The following is a 15,112-nucleotide window of genomic DNA, read 5'->3' as shown; positions in this document are numbered from 1 at the left end:
CCGAGCCCCACTCCTAGTTCAGCCCTTCACGCAGACAACCTGCTTCAGCTTCGCCACGACCTCCACGAGGTCGCGCTGCTGGTCGATGACCTGCTCGATCGGCTTGTACGCGCTCGGGATCTCGTCCACGACGCCGGAGTCCTTACGGCACTCCACGCCCCGCGTCTGCTCCTCCAGATCCTGCGTCGAGAAGCGACGCTTGGCGGCGTTACGGCTCATGCGCCGACCCGCCCCGTGCGAGGCCGAGTTGAAGGCCTTCTCGTTGCCGAGGCCCTTCACGACGTACGAGCCCGTGCCCATCGAACCCGGGATGATGCCGTACTCGCCCGCCCTGGCACTGATGGCACCCTTGCGCGTGACGAGCAGATCCATGCCCTCGTAACGCTCGCGGTTGACGTAGTTGTGGTGGCAGCTGACCTCCGGTTCAAAGGTCACTCGGGCCTTCTTGAACTCCTTGCGGACCACGTCCTTCAAGAGCGCCATCATGATCGTCCGGTTGTACCTGGCGTACTCCTGCGCCCAGTAGAGGTCGTTCTGGTACGCCGCCATCTGCGGGGTGTCCGCGATGAATACGGCGAGGTCACGATCGACCAGACCCTGGTTGTGCGGGAGCTTCTGCGCAATACCTATGTGGTGCTCGGCCAGTTCCTTGCCGATGTTCCGGGAACCGGAGTGCAGCATCAACCAAACAGAACCGGTCGTATCCGTGCACACTTCGACAAAATGATTCCCCGATCCAAGCGTTCCCATCTGCAAAGTCGCTCGCCCCTGACGGAACTTCACGGCCTCAGCCACACCGTCGAACCGCCCCCAGAAGTCGTCCCACCCCGAAGTAGCAAGCCCATGGAACCGCCCGGGCTCCACCGGGCTGTCATGCATCCCCCGGCCCACAGGAATCGCCTGCTCGACCTTCGACCGCAGCCGGGAGAGGTCCCCGGGCAGGTCGTTGGCCGTCAGGGACGTCTTTACCGCGGACATCCCGCAGCCGATGTCGACCCCGACCGCCGCGGGGCACACGGCCCCCTGCATGGCGATGACGGAACCGACCGTCGCGCCCTTGCCGAAGTGGACGTCCGGCATGACGGCGAGGCCCTTGATCCAGGGGAGCGTGGAGACGTTGCGGAGCTGCTGCATCGCGACGTCCTCGACCGACGCCGGGTCCGCCCACATGCGGATCGGCACCTTCGCGCCCGGCACTTCCACGTACGACATCTCGTCCTCATTCCCCCGTAAAACAAACAGAAGTCGCAAATCGCAAAACCGGCACCAAGGTCAACGTTTGGGACAACGGACCGGCGTCCACGGCAGTGCGTGCGATACACATTGTCTCCAGGGGCCGCCCCCGCGCGGCAACTGATTAACCAACGCATAACCACAGGACACCCCGGTCGCGCGCCCAGCGCGGCGACCCGTCGAGAGGAGCCTCACCGTGCAGCGGAAGGCCTACGTACCCGGCGTCGCCGCGCTCCTCGCGGTGCTGCTGGCCGGCTGCACCGGTGGATCGGGCAACGACGACGGCACGAGCGACCCGAAGCCGGGCGAATCGGCCACGACGCCCACCGCGGCGCAGCCCGGCAAGTACCGCACGCTCCCGGAGCCGTGCGCCGCGGTGTCGCACGGCACGCTCGACTCGCTGCTGCCGGGCATCAAGCAGGTCACGGACGAGGAGCAGCGCGAGAAGACGTACGAGGGCACGGCGACGCAGACGTACGACACGGACCGCAAGGTCGGTTGCCGCTGGAAGGCGGAGTCGACCGGGGGGACGGATCACCTGCTGGTGGACTTCGAGCGCGTGGTCTCTTACGACAACGCGGTCAGCGACGACGACCGCGCGACGGAGATCTATCTGAAGACGGAGACGGCGGCGGACCTTCCGGAGCCGGTCGCCTCGTCGGAGTCATCGGAGTCGTCGGAGTCATCGGAGGCATCCCAGTCGCCGGATTCGTCCGAGTCGCCCGAATCGGCCCCGGAAGGGAGCGGATCCCCCTCGGACGGCTCCGGTTCCGGGCCGAGCTCCAGCGCGTCGGGATCGGGCAACGGCGACGAGAGCGGTTCCGCCACGCCCTCCGACGGCTCCACCCCCTCCGCCCTGCAGCCCCGCACGCTCGACGACCTGGGCGACGAGGCGTTCCTGGACGACGTGCTGAGCAGCTCCCGGCAGCGCACGGTGACTGTGGTGTTCCGCACGTCCAACGTGGTCGTGACGATCCAGTACGACGAGCAGCCGGCGACCACGACCGACGTCCCCAGCAGCAAGGACATGCAGGACAGGGCGCGGAAACTGGCGGGTCAGCTCGCCGGGACGTTCAACGACTAGGGGCTCCCGGCAGGGGTTTCGGGCTGGGCGGAACCCGAGTCACCCGTGTCCCGTTCGGCGTACCGTGGCCCCTCGGACCCGACCGAAGTGCGGCCGACCGAGGACGCGGCCGTTCGCACGCACACCCGAGCGTCTTGAGTGAAGGAACCATGCACCGACCCGCACAGCGCCAGCGTCAGCGACTCACCCGCATCCTCGTCGGGGCGGCCGCCGTCCCGATGGTGCTCGTCGCCTCCGGCTGCTCCTCGGACTCCGGCGACGGCTCCGGCGACGACGCGAAGAAGGACTCCGGCGCCTCGGCGTCGTCCTCCGCGACGGAGGCGGGCGCGGTGGTGAAGGAGGCCGCGTACGCGAAGCTTCCCGAGCCCTGCAAGGCGTTCTCGTCGAAGACGTTGAAGGAAATGGTCCCGAAGGGCACCAAGTCCGACAAGGAGGGAAAGTCGGGCGACGCGGCGACGCGCGGCAACTGCTCCTGGAACAGCCTGGACAACAACGGCGTGGACGGTTCGCAGTTCCGCTGGCTGAACGTGTCCCTGCTGCGTTTCGAGTCGGACGCGACCCGCGGTACGGGCGAGAAGCTGGCCTCGGAGTACTTCACCAAGCACGCCGAGGACGCGCGCTCGGTGACGGACGCGAAGAACACCAAGTCGCAGCCGCTGACGGGGATGGGCAACGAGGCGACGCTGGTGACGTACGACCTGAAGAAGAAGGAAGGCACCTTCAAGCAGCAGACGGTCGTGACGCGGGTCGAGAACGTCGTCGTGACGGTCGACTACAACGGCGCGGGTCTGGCGGGCGACAAGGCCCCCAAGGTCGCCGATCTGACGAAGGCGGCGGAGAAGGCCGCCAAGGAGGCCGTGGAGTCGGTCCGGACGGCGAACGGGGCCGGCGGCGGCTCCGCGGCCGACGGCAGCACGGCGCCGAGCAAGAGCCCCGGCAAGGACCCGACCTCTGGCTCGGACTCCAGCAAGGACCCGAGCCAGGGGTCGGACTCCAGCAAGGACCCGGGCCAGGGCTCGGACCTCAAGGACTCGACCCCGGGCCCGAGCCCGTCGGCCACGAAGAAGAGCTGACGGCCGTTCCGGCAATCCGGCCGCTGCCCAACTCGCGGCCGGACCAGGACATTTGCAGCGGCCCGGCCTCCGTGGGGGCCGGGCCGGTGCCGTACTGCGCGCCCGGAGCCCGTACACATGTGCCACTCTGTTGCGCGCAACAGGTCGTCATGGGAGGGGAGTACGGGTGTCCGCGCCTATGGAGCTCACGAGGACGCACCGGATTCTCATCGGGGTGGTCGTCTTCGGAGCCGTCGTCATCGCCGCGATCGGCTTCGCCGGTTCGTACGCGGCGGTGCGCGAACTCGCCCTCCAGAAGGGCTTCGGGAAGTTCAGCTACGTCTTCCCGATCGGTATCGACGCGGGAATATGTGTCCTGCTCGCGCTCGACCTGCTCCTGACCTGGATCAGGATCCCGTTCCCGCTGCTGCGCCAGACGGCGTGGCTGCTGACGGCGGCGACGATCGCGTTCAACGGCGCGGCCGCCTGGCCGGACCCGCTGGGCGTCGGGATGCACGGCGTGATCCCGATCCTGTTCGTGGTCTCCGTGGAGGCGGCGCGGCACGCGATCGGCCGGATCGCGGACATCACGGCCGACAAGCACATGGAGGGCGTGCGCCTCACCCGCTGGCTGCTGTCCCCCTTGCCCACGTTCCTCCTCTGGCGCCGGATGAAGCTGTGGGAGCTGCGCTCCTACGAGCAGGTCATCAAGCTGGAGCAGGAGCGTCTCGTCTACCAGGCCCGGCTGCGTTCGCGCTTCGGCCGCGCCTGGCGCCGCAAGGCCCCGGTCGAGTCCCTGATGCCGCTGCGGCTGGCGCGTTACGGTGTGCCGCTGGCGGAGACGGCCCCTTCGGGTCTGGCCGCGGCGGGCATCGAGCCGGCGCTGCTGCCTCCGGCGCCCCGGCAGCAGACGGAGCTGGAGCGCGTGGAGGCGCCGCAGGCCGCCGTCCCCGCCCAGGTGGGCCCGGGAGCACCCCGGGACGACCGGCAGCGCCAGGACCTGGACGCCGACGGCTACCCCGTTCAGGAGCGGCAGCAGGCGCGGCTCGGGCAGCAGGAGCAGCAGCCGGAGTACCTGGAGGAGGAGCCGGAGTCGAGCCCGTGGTTCGCTCCCCCGCAGCAGGAGATCGTCTACGAGGGCGGCTACGACCCCGCGTACGCGCCGGACCAGATGTGGGCCCAGTACGAGGCTCAGCAGGCCCAGTACGAGGCCGAGCAGCGTCAGGCGTACCAGAACGGGCAGGGGCAGGTGATCGAGGAGTACGAGGAGCGTGAGCCCTCTCCCGAGGACACCGGCACCTTCCCCATCCCGTCGGGCCCGAACCGCACCCGTCAGCTCGGCGAGGGCGGCGGCACCCCGGCCCCGGAGCCGGACGAGGAGTCGTTCTACCAGGTCTTCAAGCAGTCGATAAACGGCAGTTACCCGACTCCGCGCGAGTTCGGCGACAACGTCGAGGCGGAGTACCGCGTGACCCTCCCGGAGCCGGAGGCGAAGCGCCTGGTCACCCGCTTCACCAACCGCCACACGATGGAGCTGGAAGAGGACCACATCGCGTAACGACCTGCATGTGTACGTGATGGGGGCGCCCGGAGATTCTCCGGGCGCCCCCATCACGTACGACTACTGGCTACTTGCTACTCGCCGAGCAGCTTCCTCACCCGCTCCTGGCCCACGGCGAGGAGCAGGGTGGGCAGGCGGGGGCCGGTGTCACGGCCGACCAGCAGGTGGTAGAGCAGGGCGAAGAAGGTGCGCTGGGCGACCTTGATCTCCGCCGGGAGTTCCTTGGGCGTGGCGTCGGCGGAGAAGCCGGCCTGGACCTTCGGGACTCCGTACACGAGGTGGGTGAGTCCGTCGAGCGACCAGTGCGAGTCGAGGCCGTCCAGGAGCAGCCTCAGCGAGGCGCGGCCCTGGTCGTCGAGGGACTTGATCAGCTCGGTGTCGGGCTCCTTGCGGACGACGGTGCGCTGGTCGGCGGGGACCTGGGTGTTGATCCAGGCCTCGGCCCGGTCGAGCCGCGGCCGGACCTCGTCGAGGGACGAGAGCGGGTCGGTCGGGTCGAGCTCGCTGAGGATGCGCAGGGTCTGGTCCTCGGCGCCGGCGGTGATGTCGGCGACGGAGGCGAGCGTGCGGTACGCCATCGGGCGGGGCGTCTTCGGGAGCTCGCCCGCGGCGGTGCCGACGGCGCGCGAGTGCGCGGCGACGTCCGCCGGCAGGGCGGACCCGTCGGCGACCTTGCCCTCCAGCTTGTCCCACTCGTCGTAGAGCCGCTGGATCTCCTGGTCGAAGGCGATCTTGAAGGACTGGTTGGGGCGGCGGCGGGCGTAGAGCCAGCGCAGGATCTGCGGCTCCATGATCTTCAGCGCGTCACCGGGGGTGGGCACGCCTCCCTTGGAGGAGGACATCTTCGCCATGCCGGAGATGCCCACGAAGGCGTACATCGGCCCGATGGGCTGCTTGCCGCCGAAGATGCTCCCGACGATCTGTCCGCCGACCTGGAAGCTGGACCCGGGCGAGGAGTGATCGACGCCGGAGGGCTCGAACACGACCCCCTCGTACGCCCAGCGCATCGGCCAGTCGACCTTCCAGACCAGCTTGCCGCGGTTGAACTCACTGAGCCGCACGGTCTCGGAGAAGTCGCACGCTGTGCAGGTGTACGTCAGCTCGGTGGTGTCGTCGTCGTAGGCCGTGACGGTGGTGAGGTCCTTGCCGCAGTCGCCGCAGTAGGGCTTGTACGGGAAGTACCCGGCGGAGCCGGTGCCGTCGTCGTCGGCCGCCGCGCCCGACCCCTCGGCGGCTTCGAGCTCGGCCTCGTCGAGGGGCTTCTGCGACTGCTTCTTGGCCGGGGCCTTCTTGGTCCGGTACTGGTCGAGGATCGCGTCGATGTCCCCGCGGTGCTTCATCGCGTGCAGGACCTGCTCGCGGTACGTACCGGAGGTGTACTGCTCGGTCTGGCTGATGCCGTCGAACTCGACGCCCAGCTCGCCGAGCGCCTCGACCATGGCGGCCTTGAAGTGCTCGGCCCAGTTCGGGTACGGGGAGCCCTTCGGGGCGGGGACGGCGGTGAGGGGCCTGCCGATGTGCTCGGCCCAGGAGTCGTCGACACCCACGACGCCGTTCGGCACCTTGCGGTACCGGTCGTAGTCGTCCCAGGAGATGAGGTGCCTGACCTCGTGGCCCCGGCGGCGGATCTCGTCGGCGACGAGATGCGGGGTCATGACCTCCCTGAGGTTCCCGAGGTGGATGGGGCCGGACGGGGACAGTCCGGACGCGACGACGACCCGTTTGCCCGGGGCCCGACGCTCCGACTCCTCGATGACCTCATCCGCGTAACGGGAGACCCAGTCGGTGGTCTCGGTGCTCTGAGCCACGATCGGCACGTCCTTCTTTCCTCAGGAGGTGTCATGGGCCGGCGGTACGGTTCGCACGGCTGACCGCCCCATTCTCCCAGCTCCCACCGCATCCACGAAAACGGCTTTTCACCGGCCCCGGAATCTTCAGCCCCTCCAGCGTTTGAGGAGCGGGGGTTCGGGGGCGGAGCCCCTGAGCAAGGGAAGGGATTGGGTAGGGGCGGCGGGGGCGGAAACTCGCTTTACCCCCATGGGATACTGGACGGATCCACCCGTACCCACGAGGAGAACGGCACCCACCCCATGGCCTCGGTCACGTCCCTCACCGCCCACGTCCACCAGCGCCTGACGGACGCGCTCACGGCAGCCCTGCCGGAGACCGCGCCCGCGGACCCGCTGCTGCGACGCAGCGACAGGGCGGACTTCCAGGCCAACGGAATCCTCGCCCTGGCGAAGAAGGCGAAGGCCAACCCCAGGGACCTGGCGACGCAGGTCGTCGACCGGGTGGTCAAGGGTGACCTGATCAAGGACATCGAGGTCTCGGGCCCCGGCTTCCTGAACATCACGCTCACGGACCGGGCGATCACGGAGAACCTCGCGGCCCGCGCCACGGACCCGGCGGACCGCCTCGGCGTCCCGTTCACGGAGAACCCCGGCACGACGGTCATCGACTACGCCCAGCCGAACGTGGCGAAGGAGATGCACGTAGGCCACCTCCGCTCCGCGGTGATCGGCGACGCGGTCGTCCAGGTCCTGGAGTTCGTCGGCGAGACGGTCGTCAGGCGGCACCACATCGGCGACTGGGGCACCCAGTTCGGCATGCTCATCCAGTATCTGGACGAGCACCCGCACGAGCTGGACCACAGGTCCGCCGAGGACGGCGTCGTGACGGGCGAGGAGGCGATGTCGAACCTCAACCGCCTCTACAAGGCCGCGCGCACGCACTTCGACTCCGACGAGGAGTTCAAGACGCGGGCCCGGCGCAGGGTGGTCGACCTCCAGGCGGGCGACCCGCACACCCTGGCCACATGGCAGAAGTTCGTGGACGAGTCGAAGATCTACTTCTTCTCGGTCTTCGAGAAGCTGGACATGGAGATCCGGGACGCGGACATCGTCGGCGAGTCGGGCTACAACGACATGCTGGACGAGACGTGCCGCCTCCTGGAGGAGAAGGGCGTGGCGGTCCGCTCCGAGGGCGCGCTGTGCGTGTTCTTCGACGACGTCAAGGGCCCGGACGGCAACCCGGTCCCGCTGATCGTGAAGAAGTCGGACGGCGGCTACGGCTACGCGGCCACCGACCTCTCCGCGATCAGGAACCGCGTCTTCGACCTGAAGGCGAACAACCTGGTCTACGTGGTCGACGCCCGGCAGTCCCTGCACTTCAAGATGGTCTTCGAGACGGCGCGCAGGGCGGGCTGGCTGAACGGCGACGCGAAGGCGGAGCAGCTGGCGTTCGGCACCGTGCTGGGCAAGGACGGCAAGCCGTTCAAGACCCGTGAGGGCGAGACGATCCGGCTGGTCGACCTGCTCGACGAGGCGATCGACCGTGCCACGGCGGTGGTCCGCGAGAAGGCCGAGAAGGTCGGCCTGACCGAGGACGAGATCGTCGAGAACGGCCGGTACGTCGGGATCGGCGCCGTGAAGTACGCGGACCTGTCCACGTCGGCCGTCCGGGACTACAAGTTCGACCTGGACCAGATGGTGTCGCTGAACGGCGACACGAGCGTGTACCTCCAGTACGCGTACGCCCGTATCCAGTCGATCCTCCGCAAGGCAGGGGACGCGCGTCCGCTGGCCCACCCGGAGCTCGAACTGGCTCCGGCGGAGCGCGCGCTGGGGCTGCACCTGGACCAGTTCGGCGAGCTGCTCCTGGACGTGGCGTCGGGGTACGAGCCGCACAAGCTGGCCTCGTACCTGTACCAGCTGGCGTCGCACCTGACGACGTTCTACGACCAGTGCCACGTGCTGAGCGACGCGAACCCGAAGGAGGTCGTCGAGAACCGGCTGTTCCTCGTCGACCTGACGGCCCGCACGCTCCACCAGGGCATGGCCCTGCTCGGCATCAGGACGCCCGAGCGCCTCTGATCGTCGCGAGCTTCACCGGCAGCCACCCGAGACCCGGGCGCGGCCCCTCACCACGGGGCCGCGCCCGGGTCTCGGCACATGCGCCCGGGTCCCGGCACATACGACAACCGACCCGGCCGCTTCCCCCGTTCGGGTGAAGGAAGTTGAAGGCGTACACGACAGGCGGGCCCCCGCGATAGAGGTGACCCGTGCGGCGACAGAGGCCCGCATATGCCACTGGCCTCACCCCGCGCTGACCTGGCAATCCGTACGAGTGATGGCCAAAGGTTGAGGTGCTCGGGCGCACCCCGGAGTATGCGATGCTGCGGGGCGCAAACCCCAACTCCGGGGAATCCAGAGCCCTGTTGGACCGCACTGGGAGCCCAATGAGCACTGCACTGCCCTTCTCCGTCACTCGGCCGTCTGGATGGTGTTGACCCGTGCTGCCACTCGTTGAGACCGGCGAGGAGCTGGACGACATGGTCCGTGACGAGGCCCTGTTGCGGCCCGCCGTCATGGACCTGTGCGAGCGCCTCGAAGTGCCGGTGAAGCCACTGATCCGCTTCATCGAGGGTTCGCTGCCGGTCTACTCCGTCGGTGCCGCGCACGTCGTCAAGCTGTTCCCCGCCTTCGAGAAGATCGACGCCAGGCGCGAGGAGCGGGTACTGAGCCATGTGTACGGCCGACTGCCGGTTCCGACACCACAGGTGTACTCCGCGGGGGCCTACAAGAACGGCTGGTCGTTCGTGCTGATGTCCCGGCTGCCCGGCGAGAGCCTCGCCGACGCGTGGCCGCGGATCCCGGCCGCGGAACAGGACCGAATCGTCACGGAGGCCGGCGAGACCCTCGCGGCGCTGCACGCGCTGAACCCGGCGCCGCTCGCGAGCTCCGTCGGCCCCTCCGACTGGGGCCTGTTCGTCGACGCGCAGCGCATGAACGCGGTGGAGCAGCAGCGCGAGGCCGGTCTGTCGAAGGACTGGCTGGAGCAGATCCCGTGGTTCCTGAGCTCGGTGCCGCTGGCGCCTCCGGCCCGGCGGGTGCTGCTGCACACGGAGTTCATGCGCCAGCATCTGACCGTGGACCCGGACGGCTGGCGCCTGACGGGCCTGTTCGACTTCGAGCCGGCGATGATCGGCGACCCGGCGTACGACTTCGTGGGCGTCGGGCTGTTCATCTCGTGCGGGGACCCCCGGCTGCTGAAGCGGTTCTACGAGGCCTACGGGTGCCCGCCGATCGACCCGCACACGCTCATGGCGTACACGCTGCTGCACGTCTACAGCAACCTGCCCAGCTATCTGAGCCTGCTGCCCAAGCCGCCGGAGCCGACGCTGGACGCGCTCGCCGAGACGTGGTTCGGCACCGGCTGACGGCCCCCACGGGCGTTGTCAGTGCCGGGCCCTAAAGTCACGGGCATGGCGACTCTTCCGAACCAGCTGCCGACGCTGGCGGCCGACCCGACCGGCCGCTCGCTCGGTCTCGACCTCCCGCCCGGGACGCTGCTCGACACGACGGTCGACGGCCCCTGGGACGAACCGCTGCTGTGGCGGTCGGACGCCCCGGCGGCGCCGGGCGACTGGCTGCGGCTGGCGTCCGCGCGCCGCTCGGCGGGCCTGCATCCGGTGCTGCTCGGCGCCGACGCGGACAGCGAACCCCACCCGGACAAGTGGGAGTTGGACCCCGGCCTCGCGTCGTATCCGGGCGACCACGACGCGGAGGAGGTGCTGGCGGACCTCTGGGAGGAGTACGCGGCCGAGTCGGAGGACGCCGACTGGCCGGGCCTCGCCGAGGCGGGCCCGCCGGACGCCGACCCGGACGAGCGGGCGGCCGAGGTCGCCGACTCCCTGACCGGCGGCGGGAGTTGGCTGGTGCGGGCGCACCTCGCCCTCGTGCCTGCCCGCCGCAGCGCGGACATCCCGGCGGCCGTCGGCTGGTGCGGCCCGGTCAACCACACGGAGGACGTGGCGCCGCTGTGCGCGGTCCTCCGCTCCTGGGAGGACCGCTTCGGGATACGGATCGTGGCGATGACCTACGACCAGCTGGTCGTCTCGGTCGCGGCCCCGCCCCGGACAGTGGCCGAGGCGGAGGCGGTAGCCGCCGAGCACTACGCGTTCTGCCCGGACAACATCGAGCAGAGCGCCCACGGCTCCCTGCGGGCGTACGCCGAGCACGAGGTGCTCGACGCACGCTCCTGGACGTTCAGATGGGACTGAGGCTCAGGGCTTGCGGCCCGTGACCGCGTACACGTTGATGTCCGCGTCCGTCACGTCGTTGATGTCTCGGTACCTGACCTTCTCGATGTCGTCGAGGCCCTCGAAGCGGCCGGGCTCGGGCTGCTCGGGCACGGGCGCCGCGTTGTCGGGCCGCCAGTGGTGGGCGGGGACCACGCCGGGCTCGTCGATCTCCAGGCCGTTCTCGGTGAGGAACCGCTCGACCTCCGCCTTCGAGCGCAGCACGAAGGTGAAACCGCGCTCGGTGTACGTCCGCTGGACCGCGCGGATGTTCTCGGGGTAGAGGTCCTCGGTGAGATGGCTGAGGACGAGCCGGCTGCCCGAGGGCAGGGCGTCGATCAGCTCGCGCACGATCGGGTGGGCCCTGTCGTCCTCGACGAAGCGCAGGATCGCCACGAGCGCGAGGGCGACCGGCCGGTCGAAGTCGAGGGTCTTCCCGGCCGCTTCGAGGATCTGGGCCGGGCTTTCGAGGTCGGCGTCGATGCAGTCGGTCCGGCCCTCGGCCCCGCCGGCGAGCAGGGCGCGCGTGGGCGAGGACGACCGGGTCGTTGTCGACGTACACGACCCGGGAGTCGGGGGCGAGCCGCTGGGCGATCTGGTGGACGTTCTCCTGGGTCGGCAGACCCGTGCCGATGTCCAGGTAGCCGCGCGGGTTGGCCGAGAGCGCGGCGGCTGCCGCGGCCCGGTCGACCTAACTCTCAGGGTGACTTGACAGTGCCCGGCCCGGGAAGGAGGAGGCACTCAGCCCGGAATGTCGGGCTCGTACTCGTTCCGCCCCCATTCGGAGTCGCCGAGCGGGTAGTTGTAAGCGGGCCGCCCCACGTTCCCGCTGGTCCGGAAGGGCTGCCCCTTGTTGTCGACGCGTACGGTGCCCTGCTTGTCCCCGCTGGACCAGTCGAGCTCCAGGTACCAACTCACGTTGTGCGCCCGGGCGTCCGCGAAGACGTAGAAGACCTCGGGGTCGGACTCGCTCACCTTGTACGGGAAGTCGCGCTGCCCCGCCTTGGGCGAGGTCGCGGGCCGCCCGGCGTCAAGGTTCACGGCGAACGACGTGGTCTCCACCCCGCCGCCGCACCCGACGCCCATCTCGAAGTCGTTCCAGGCGAGCGGCGCGCTCTTCTCCACCACCCGCACGTGCAGCGCCTCCAGGACGACGGTGGCCTTCCCGGTGCCCTGCACGGTCAGCGCGAGCATCTGCTGCCCGCCGGCGACCCCGCCGAGCGCGCTGACCCACCCACGCGCGTCCGACTCACTCGGCGGCGGAGGCACCTGCTCGGGCTTCCGGTCGACGAGGTAGTGCTGACTGCACGGGCTGTCCCACTTGTACGGGTTGACGGCGACGGTCGGCGCGGAGGCACCGGCCTCGGCCCCTGAGTCCTTCACGGCCCCGGCCCCTGCCCCAGCCCCGGCGTTCCGGGAGGCGGAGGAGGACGCCGTGGGAGTACCACTGCGCGAGGCGGACGGCGAGGCCGACCTGCCCTTCGCGGCGCCGGACTCAGTGGCCCCGGGACTGTCGTCGACGGTCTCGGCGGCGGCCCCCACGGGCTGCTTCCCGCCGTCGCCGTCGTCGCCCTTGCCCGGCACGAGATTCACCACGAGGGCGGCCGACACGATCGCTGCGGCCACGGCGGCACCGGCGAGCACGACGGTACGCCGCCGCCGCGTCACGGGCACGTCCGGCGCCCCTCCGAGCTCGACCTCGGGAGCCCCCGAGCCGACGACATCGGCCGAACCGGACTCACCGACTCCCTCCCCCGGCTCTTCGAGGGACCCCGCGGCCGACCCCACAGCCGGTTGTCCGACCGCGGCCCCCTGCACGGGCCCCTCGTCCGCCTTCTGCCCCCGCCGCGCGTCCGCGAGGACCCATCGCCGATGCAGCTCCACCAGTTCCTCGGGGGAGGCCTTGCAGGCGCGGGCGAACCGCTCCACGGGCGCGTAGTCCGTCGGCACGGCATCCCCGTTGACATACCGGTGAAGCGTGGACGTACTCGTGTGAAGCCGCTTCCCGAGCACCCCGTAACTGAGCCCGGACCGCTCCTTCAACTGTCCCAAGAGCGCCGAGAACTCGTCCCCCGCCACCGTTCCTCCCTCTCCCACGTCCCGGATCAGCGTTCCAGGGGAGGGTCGTTCCCCCAGTTCAGAGCCATTACGGGCGTTCCAGCGTCCCGCAAACCCCGGCAGGTGTGGCGGCCGGGACAGGGCGCCGCACAAGCTTGGGCCATCCAAGCACGCCGCTCCCGACACTCGGTCGAGCGGTCCGCACCAAGACCCGTACCGCATCAGGGAGATCAGCCATGTCCGCACGTACCATCCGCACCCGTACGCTCGCCGCCGCCGCACTCACGATCGCCGCGCTCACGCTGACGGCGTGCAACGGAGCGGAGGGCGTCCGGGACGAGGGCGCGTCGAAGGCGTCCACGTCCACGCCGGCACCGAAGACGGACGAGAAGGCACCGGCGGACAAGGGACAGTCGACCGTCCCCGCCGGCGCGAAGAACACCGCGGGCGGCACGACGAACGCAAAGGGATCCACAGGTTCCTCGAACTCTTCGAACTCGTCGGGCACTTCGAACTCCTCGGGCTCCAAGGCCTCCGGGAAGTCGAAGAAGCCGGCCGCCACGCCCACCTGCTCCAGCGTCCGCACGACCGCCACGGTGGTCTCGCGCCCCCTGAACCACCTGCTCCTCACCGTCACCAACACCGGCTCGAAGAACTGCAACGTGATCGGCTACCCGGCCGTCCGCTTCGGCGAGGCCCAGTCGGTCCCGCCGGCCTTCGAGGACTCCAAGCCGCAGGCCGTGGTCACGCTGGCCCCGGGCGAGTCGGGCTACGCCGGTGTGCAGCTCTCGGCGGCGGACGGCAGCGGCTCCAACGGCTACACGGCCAAGTCGCTCGCGGTCTACGTGAACCAGGGCTCGGGCACCGCGTCCAACCCGTCGCTGCCCGCCAAGGGCGTGTACGTGGACGACTCGATCACCGTCACGTACTGGCAGCAGACGATGGCGGACGCCCTCGCCTGGTAGGCCGGAGGCAAGAGGGCTCAGCGCAGCTTCTGCGCCACCTCGGACGCCCAGTACGTGAGAACGTTCTGGGCGCCGGCCCGCTTGATCCCGGTAAGCGTCTCGAGGATCGCCTGGTCCCGGTCGATCCACCCCTTCTCGGCGGCGGCCTCGACCATCGAGTACTCACCGGAGATCTGGTACGCGACCACAGGCACGTCCGCCACGTCCGCGACCCGGGCGAGGACGTCGAGGTACGGGCCGGCCGGCTTGACCATCACCATGTCGGCCCCCTCCTCCAGATCAAGGGCCAACTCCCGCAGGGACTCACGCACATTGGCGGGATCCTGCTGATAGGTCTTCCGGTCGCCCTTCAACGAGGAGGCGACGGCTTCCCGGAAGGGCCCGAAGAAGGCGGAGGAGTACTTGACGGTGTAGGCCAGGATCGACACGTCCTCCCGCCCGATCTGGTCCAGAGCATCGCGTACGACCCCGACCTGGCCGTCCATCATCCCGCTGGGGCCCACCACATGGGCCCCGGCGTCGGCCTGTACCTGGGCCATCTCGGCGTACCGCTCCAGGGTCGCATCGTTGTCGACGCGCCCCTGACTGTCCAACACCCCGCAATGCCCGTGATCAGTGGTCTCATCAAGACACAGATCGGACATCACCAACAACTCGTCGCCGACCTCGGCCCGCACATCCCGAAGGGCGACCTGCAGAATCCCGTCAGGATCGGTCCCCGGAGTCCCCACCGCGTCCTTCTTGGACTCCTCCGGAACACCGAACAGCATGATCCCGGAGATCCCGGCCGCCACAGCCTCCGCGGCAGCCTTCTTCAGACTGTCCCGGGTGTGCTGCACGACGCCCGGCATGGCCGCGATCGGCACGGGTTCGGCCACTCCCTCACGCACGAACGCGGGGAGGATGAAGTCGGCAGGATGCAGCCTGCTCTCGGCGACCATGCGCCGCATCACGGGGTTGGTCCGCAACCGCCGCGGCCGGCTGCCGGGGAAGGATCCGTACGTAGTCATACACCAACGCTACGCCCGCCCCAGAACCACCTTTGCCGACGAGAAGTCGGCGCTACGGCCCCTCCCCACG

At 69.6% G+C, this 15,112-nt stretch carries 11 protein-coding genes and 1 pseudogene; 7 read left to right on the top strand and 5 right to left on the bottom strand.

The window, feature by feature from the left end:
• Nucleotides 1-18: 18 nt before the first annotated feature.
• Nucleotides 19-1,212: an RtcB family protein gene (locus ACH4YP_RS25300; RefSeq protein WP_361063629.1), complete on the bottom strand. Its 1,194-nt coding sequence runs from the start codon at nt 1,210-1,212 to the stop codon at nt 19-21.
• Nucleotides 1,213-1,429: 217 nt separating this feature from the next.
• Here ACH4YP_RS25300 and ACH4YP_RS25295 point away from each other — a divergent pair, with 217 nt between their 5' ends.
• The 3 genes from ACH4YP_RS25295 to ACH4YP_RS25285 all read left to right on the top strand — a co-directional run bounded on the left by ACH4YP_RS25295 (nt 1,430) and on the right by ACH4YP_RS25285 (nt 4,927).
• Nucleotides 1,430-2,317: a DUF3558 domain-containing protein gene (locus ACH4YP_RS25295; RefSeq protein WP_398492639.1), complete on the top strand. Its 888-nt coding sequence runs from the start codon at nt 1,430-1,432 to the stop codon at nt 2,315-2,317.
• 149 nt (nt 2,318-2,466) lie between these two features.
• Nucleotides 2,467-3,390 carry a DUF3558 domain-containing protein gene (locus ACH4YP_RS25290; RefSeq protein WP_398492638.1) on the top strand — a complete coding sequence of 308 codons (924 nt, stop codon included), beginning with the start codon at nt 2,467-2,469 and terminating at the stop codon, nt 3,388-3,390.
• A 178-nt stretch (nt 3,391-3,568) separates the two neighbouring features.
• Nucleotides 3,569-4,927, top strand: coding sequence for a DUF2637 domain-containing protein (locus ACH4YP_RS25285; RefSeq protein WP_361063637.1), 1,359 nt, complete (start codon nt 3,569-3,571; stop codon nt 4,925-4,927).
• 77 nt (nt 4,928-5,004) lie between these two features.
• On the opposite strand, the gene lysS is transcribed toward ACH4YP_RS25285, so the two are convergent.
• Nucleotides 5,005-6,747, bottom strand: coding sequence for a lysine--tRNA ligase (gene lysS, locus ACH4YP_RS25280; protein ID WP_361063640.1), 1,743 nt, complete (start codon nt 6,745-6,747; stop codon nt 5,005-5,007).
• 273 nt (nt 6,748-7,020) lie between these two features.
• On the opposite strand from lysS, the gene argS reads away from it, so the two are divergent.
• The 3 genes from argS to ACH4YP_RS25265 all read left to right on the top strand — a co-directional run bounded on the left by argS (nt 7,021) and on the right by ACH4YP_RS25265 (nt 10,991).
• On the top strand, nt 7,021-8,802 hold the full coding sequence (gene argS / locus ACH4YP_RS25275) for an arginine--tRNA ligase (RefSeq protein ID WP_361063643.1): 1,782 nt from the start codon (nt 7,021-7,023) through the stop codon (nt 8,800-8,802).
• A 419-nt stretch (nt 8,803-9,221) separates the two neighbouring features.
• A complete protein-coding gene (locus tag ACH4YP_RS25270) occupies nt 9,222-10,148 on the top strand; it encodes an aminoglycoside phosphotransferase family protein (RefSeq protein ID WP_361063646.1) in 927 nt (308 codons plus the stop codon).
• A 45-nt stretch (nt 10,149-10,193) separates the two neighbouring features.
• Nucleotides 10,194-10,991 (top strand): DUF4253 domain-containing protein, encoded by a 798-nt coding sequence (locus tag ACH4YP_RS25265; RefSeq protein ID WP_398492636.1) that lies wholly within the window; start codon nt 10,194-10,196, stop codon nt 10,989-10,991.
• Nucleotides 10,992-10,994: 3 nt separating this feature from the next.
• On the opposite strand, the pseudogene ACH4YP_RS25260 reads toward ACH4YP_RS25265, so the two are convergent.
• Nucleotides 10,995-11,697, bottom strand: a pseudogene (locus ACH4YP_RS25260) (SAM-dependent methyltransferase); the annotation flags it as partial.
• Nucleotides 11,698-11,750: 53 nt separating this feature from the next.
• Complete coding sequence (locus tag ACH4YP_RS25255; RefSeq protein ID WP_398492635.1) at nt 11,751-13,088, bottom strand: helix-turn-helix domain-containing protein; 1,338 nt, start codon at nt 13,086-13,088, stop codon at nt 11,751-11,753.
• 215 nt (nt 13,089-13,303) lie between these two features.
• Here ACH4YP_RS25255 and ACH4YP_RS25250 point away from each other — a divergent pair, with 215 nt between their 5' ends.
• Nucleotides 13,304-14,032: a DUF4232 domain-containing protein gene (locus ACH4YP_RS25250; protein ID WP_361063655.1), complete on the top strand. Its 729-nt coding sequence runs from the start codon at nt 13,304-13,306 to the stop codon at nt 14,030-14,032.
• Between the two features lie 17 nt (nt 14,033-14,049).
• On the opposite strand, the gene hemB is transcribed toward ACH4YP_RS25250, so the two are convergent.
• Nucleotides 14,050-15,042, bottom strand: coding sequence for a porphobilinogen synthase (gene hemB, locus ACH4YP_RS25245; RefSeq protein ID WP_361063657.1), 993 nt, complete (start codon nt 15,040-15,042; stop codon nt 14,050-14,052).
• Nucleotides 15,043-15,112 lie beyond the last annotated feature (70 nt).

Source organism: Streptomyces sp. NPDC020747 (genome assembly GCF_044334695.1).
GTDB lineage: Bacteria > Actinomycetota > Actinomycetes > Streptomycetales > Streptomycetaceae > Streptomyces.
The sequence above is the reverse complement of the archived record's forward strand: the minus strand, read 5'-3'. Positions and strand labels throughout refer to the sequence as shown.

Excerpts from the sequence above, each read along its gene's own strand:
- argS (WP_361063643.1), top strand. The coding sequence starts at position 7,021 with ATGGCCTCGGTCACGTCCCTCACCGCCCACGTCCACCAGCGCCTGACG.
- ACH4YP_RS25250 (WP_361063655.1), top strand. The coding sequence starts at position 13,304 with ATGTCCGCACGTACCATCCGCACCCGTACGCTCGCCGCCGCCGCACTC.
- ACH4YP_RS25300 (WP_361063629.1), bottom strand. The coding sequence starts at position 1,212 with ATGTCGTACGTGGAAGTGCCGGGCGCGAAGGTGCCGATCCGCATGTGG.
- hemB (WP_361063657.1), bottom strand. The coding sequence starts at position 15,042 with ATGACTACGTACGGATCCTTCCCCGGCAGCCGGCCGCGGCGGTTGCGG.
- ACH4YP_RS25285 (WP_361063637.1), top strand. The coding sequence starts at position 3,569 with ATGGAGCTCACGAGGACGCACCGGATTCTCATCGGGGTGGTCGTCTTC.
- ACH4YP_RS25265 (WP_398492636.1), top strand. The coding sequence starts at position 10,194 with ATGGCGACTCTTCCGAACCAGCTGCCGACGCTGGCGGCCGACCCGACC.
- ACH4YP_RS25290 (WP_398492638.1), top strand. The coding sequence starts at position 2,467 with ATGCACCGACCCGCACAGCGCCAGCGTCAGCGACTCACCCGCATCCTC.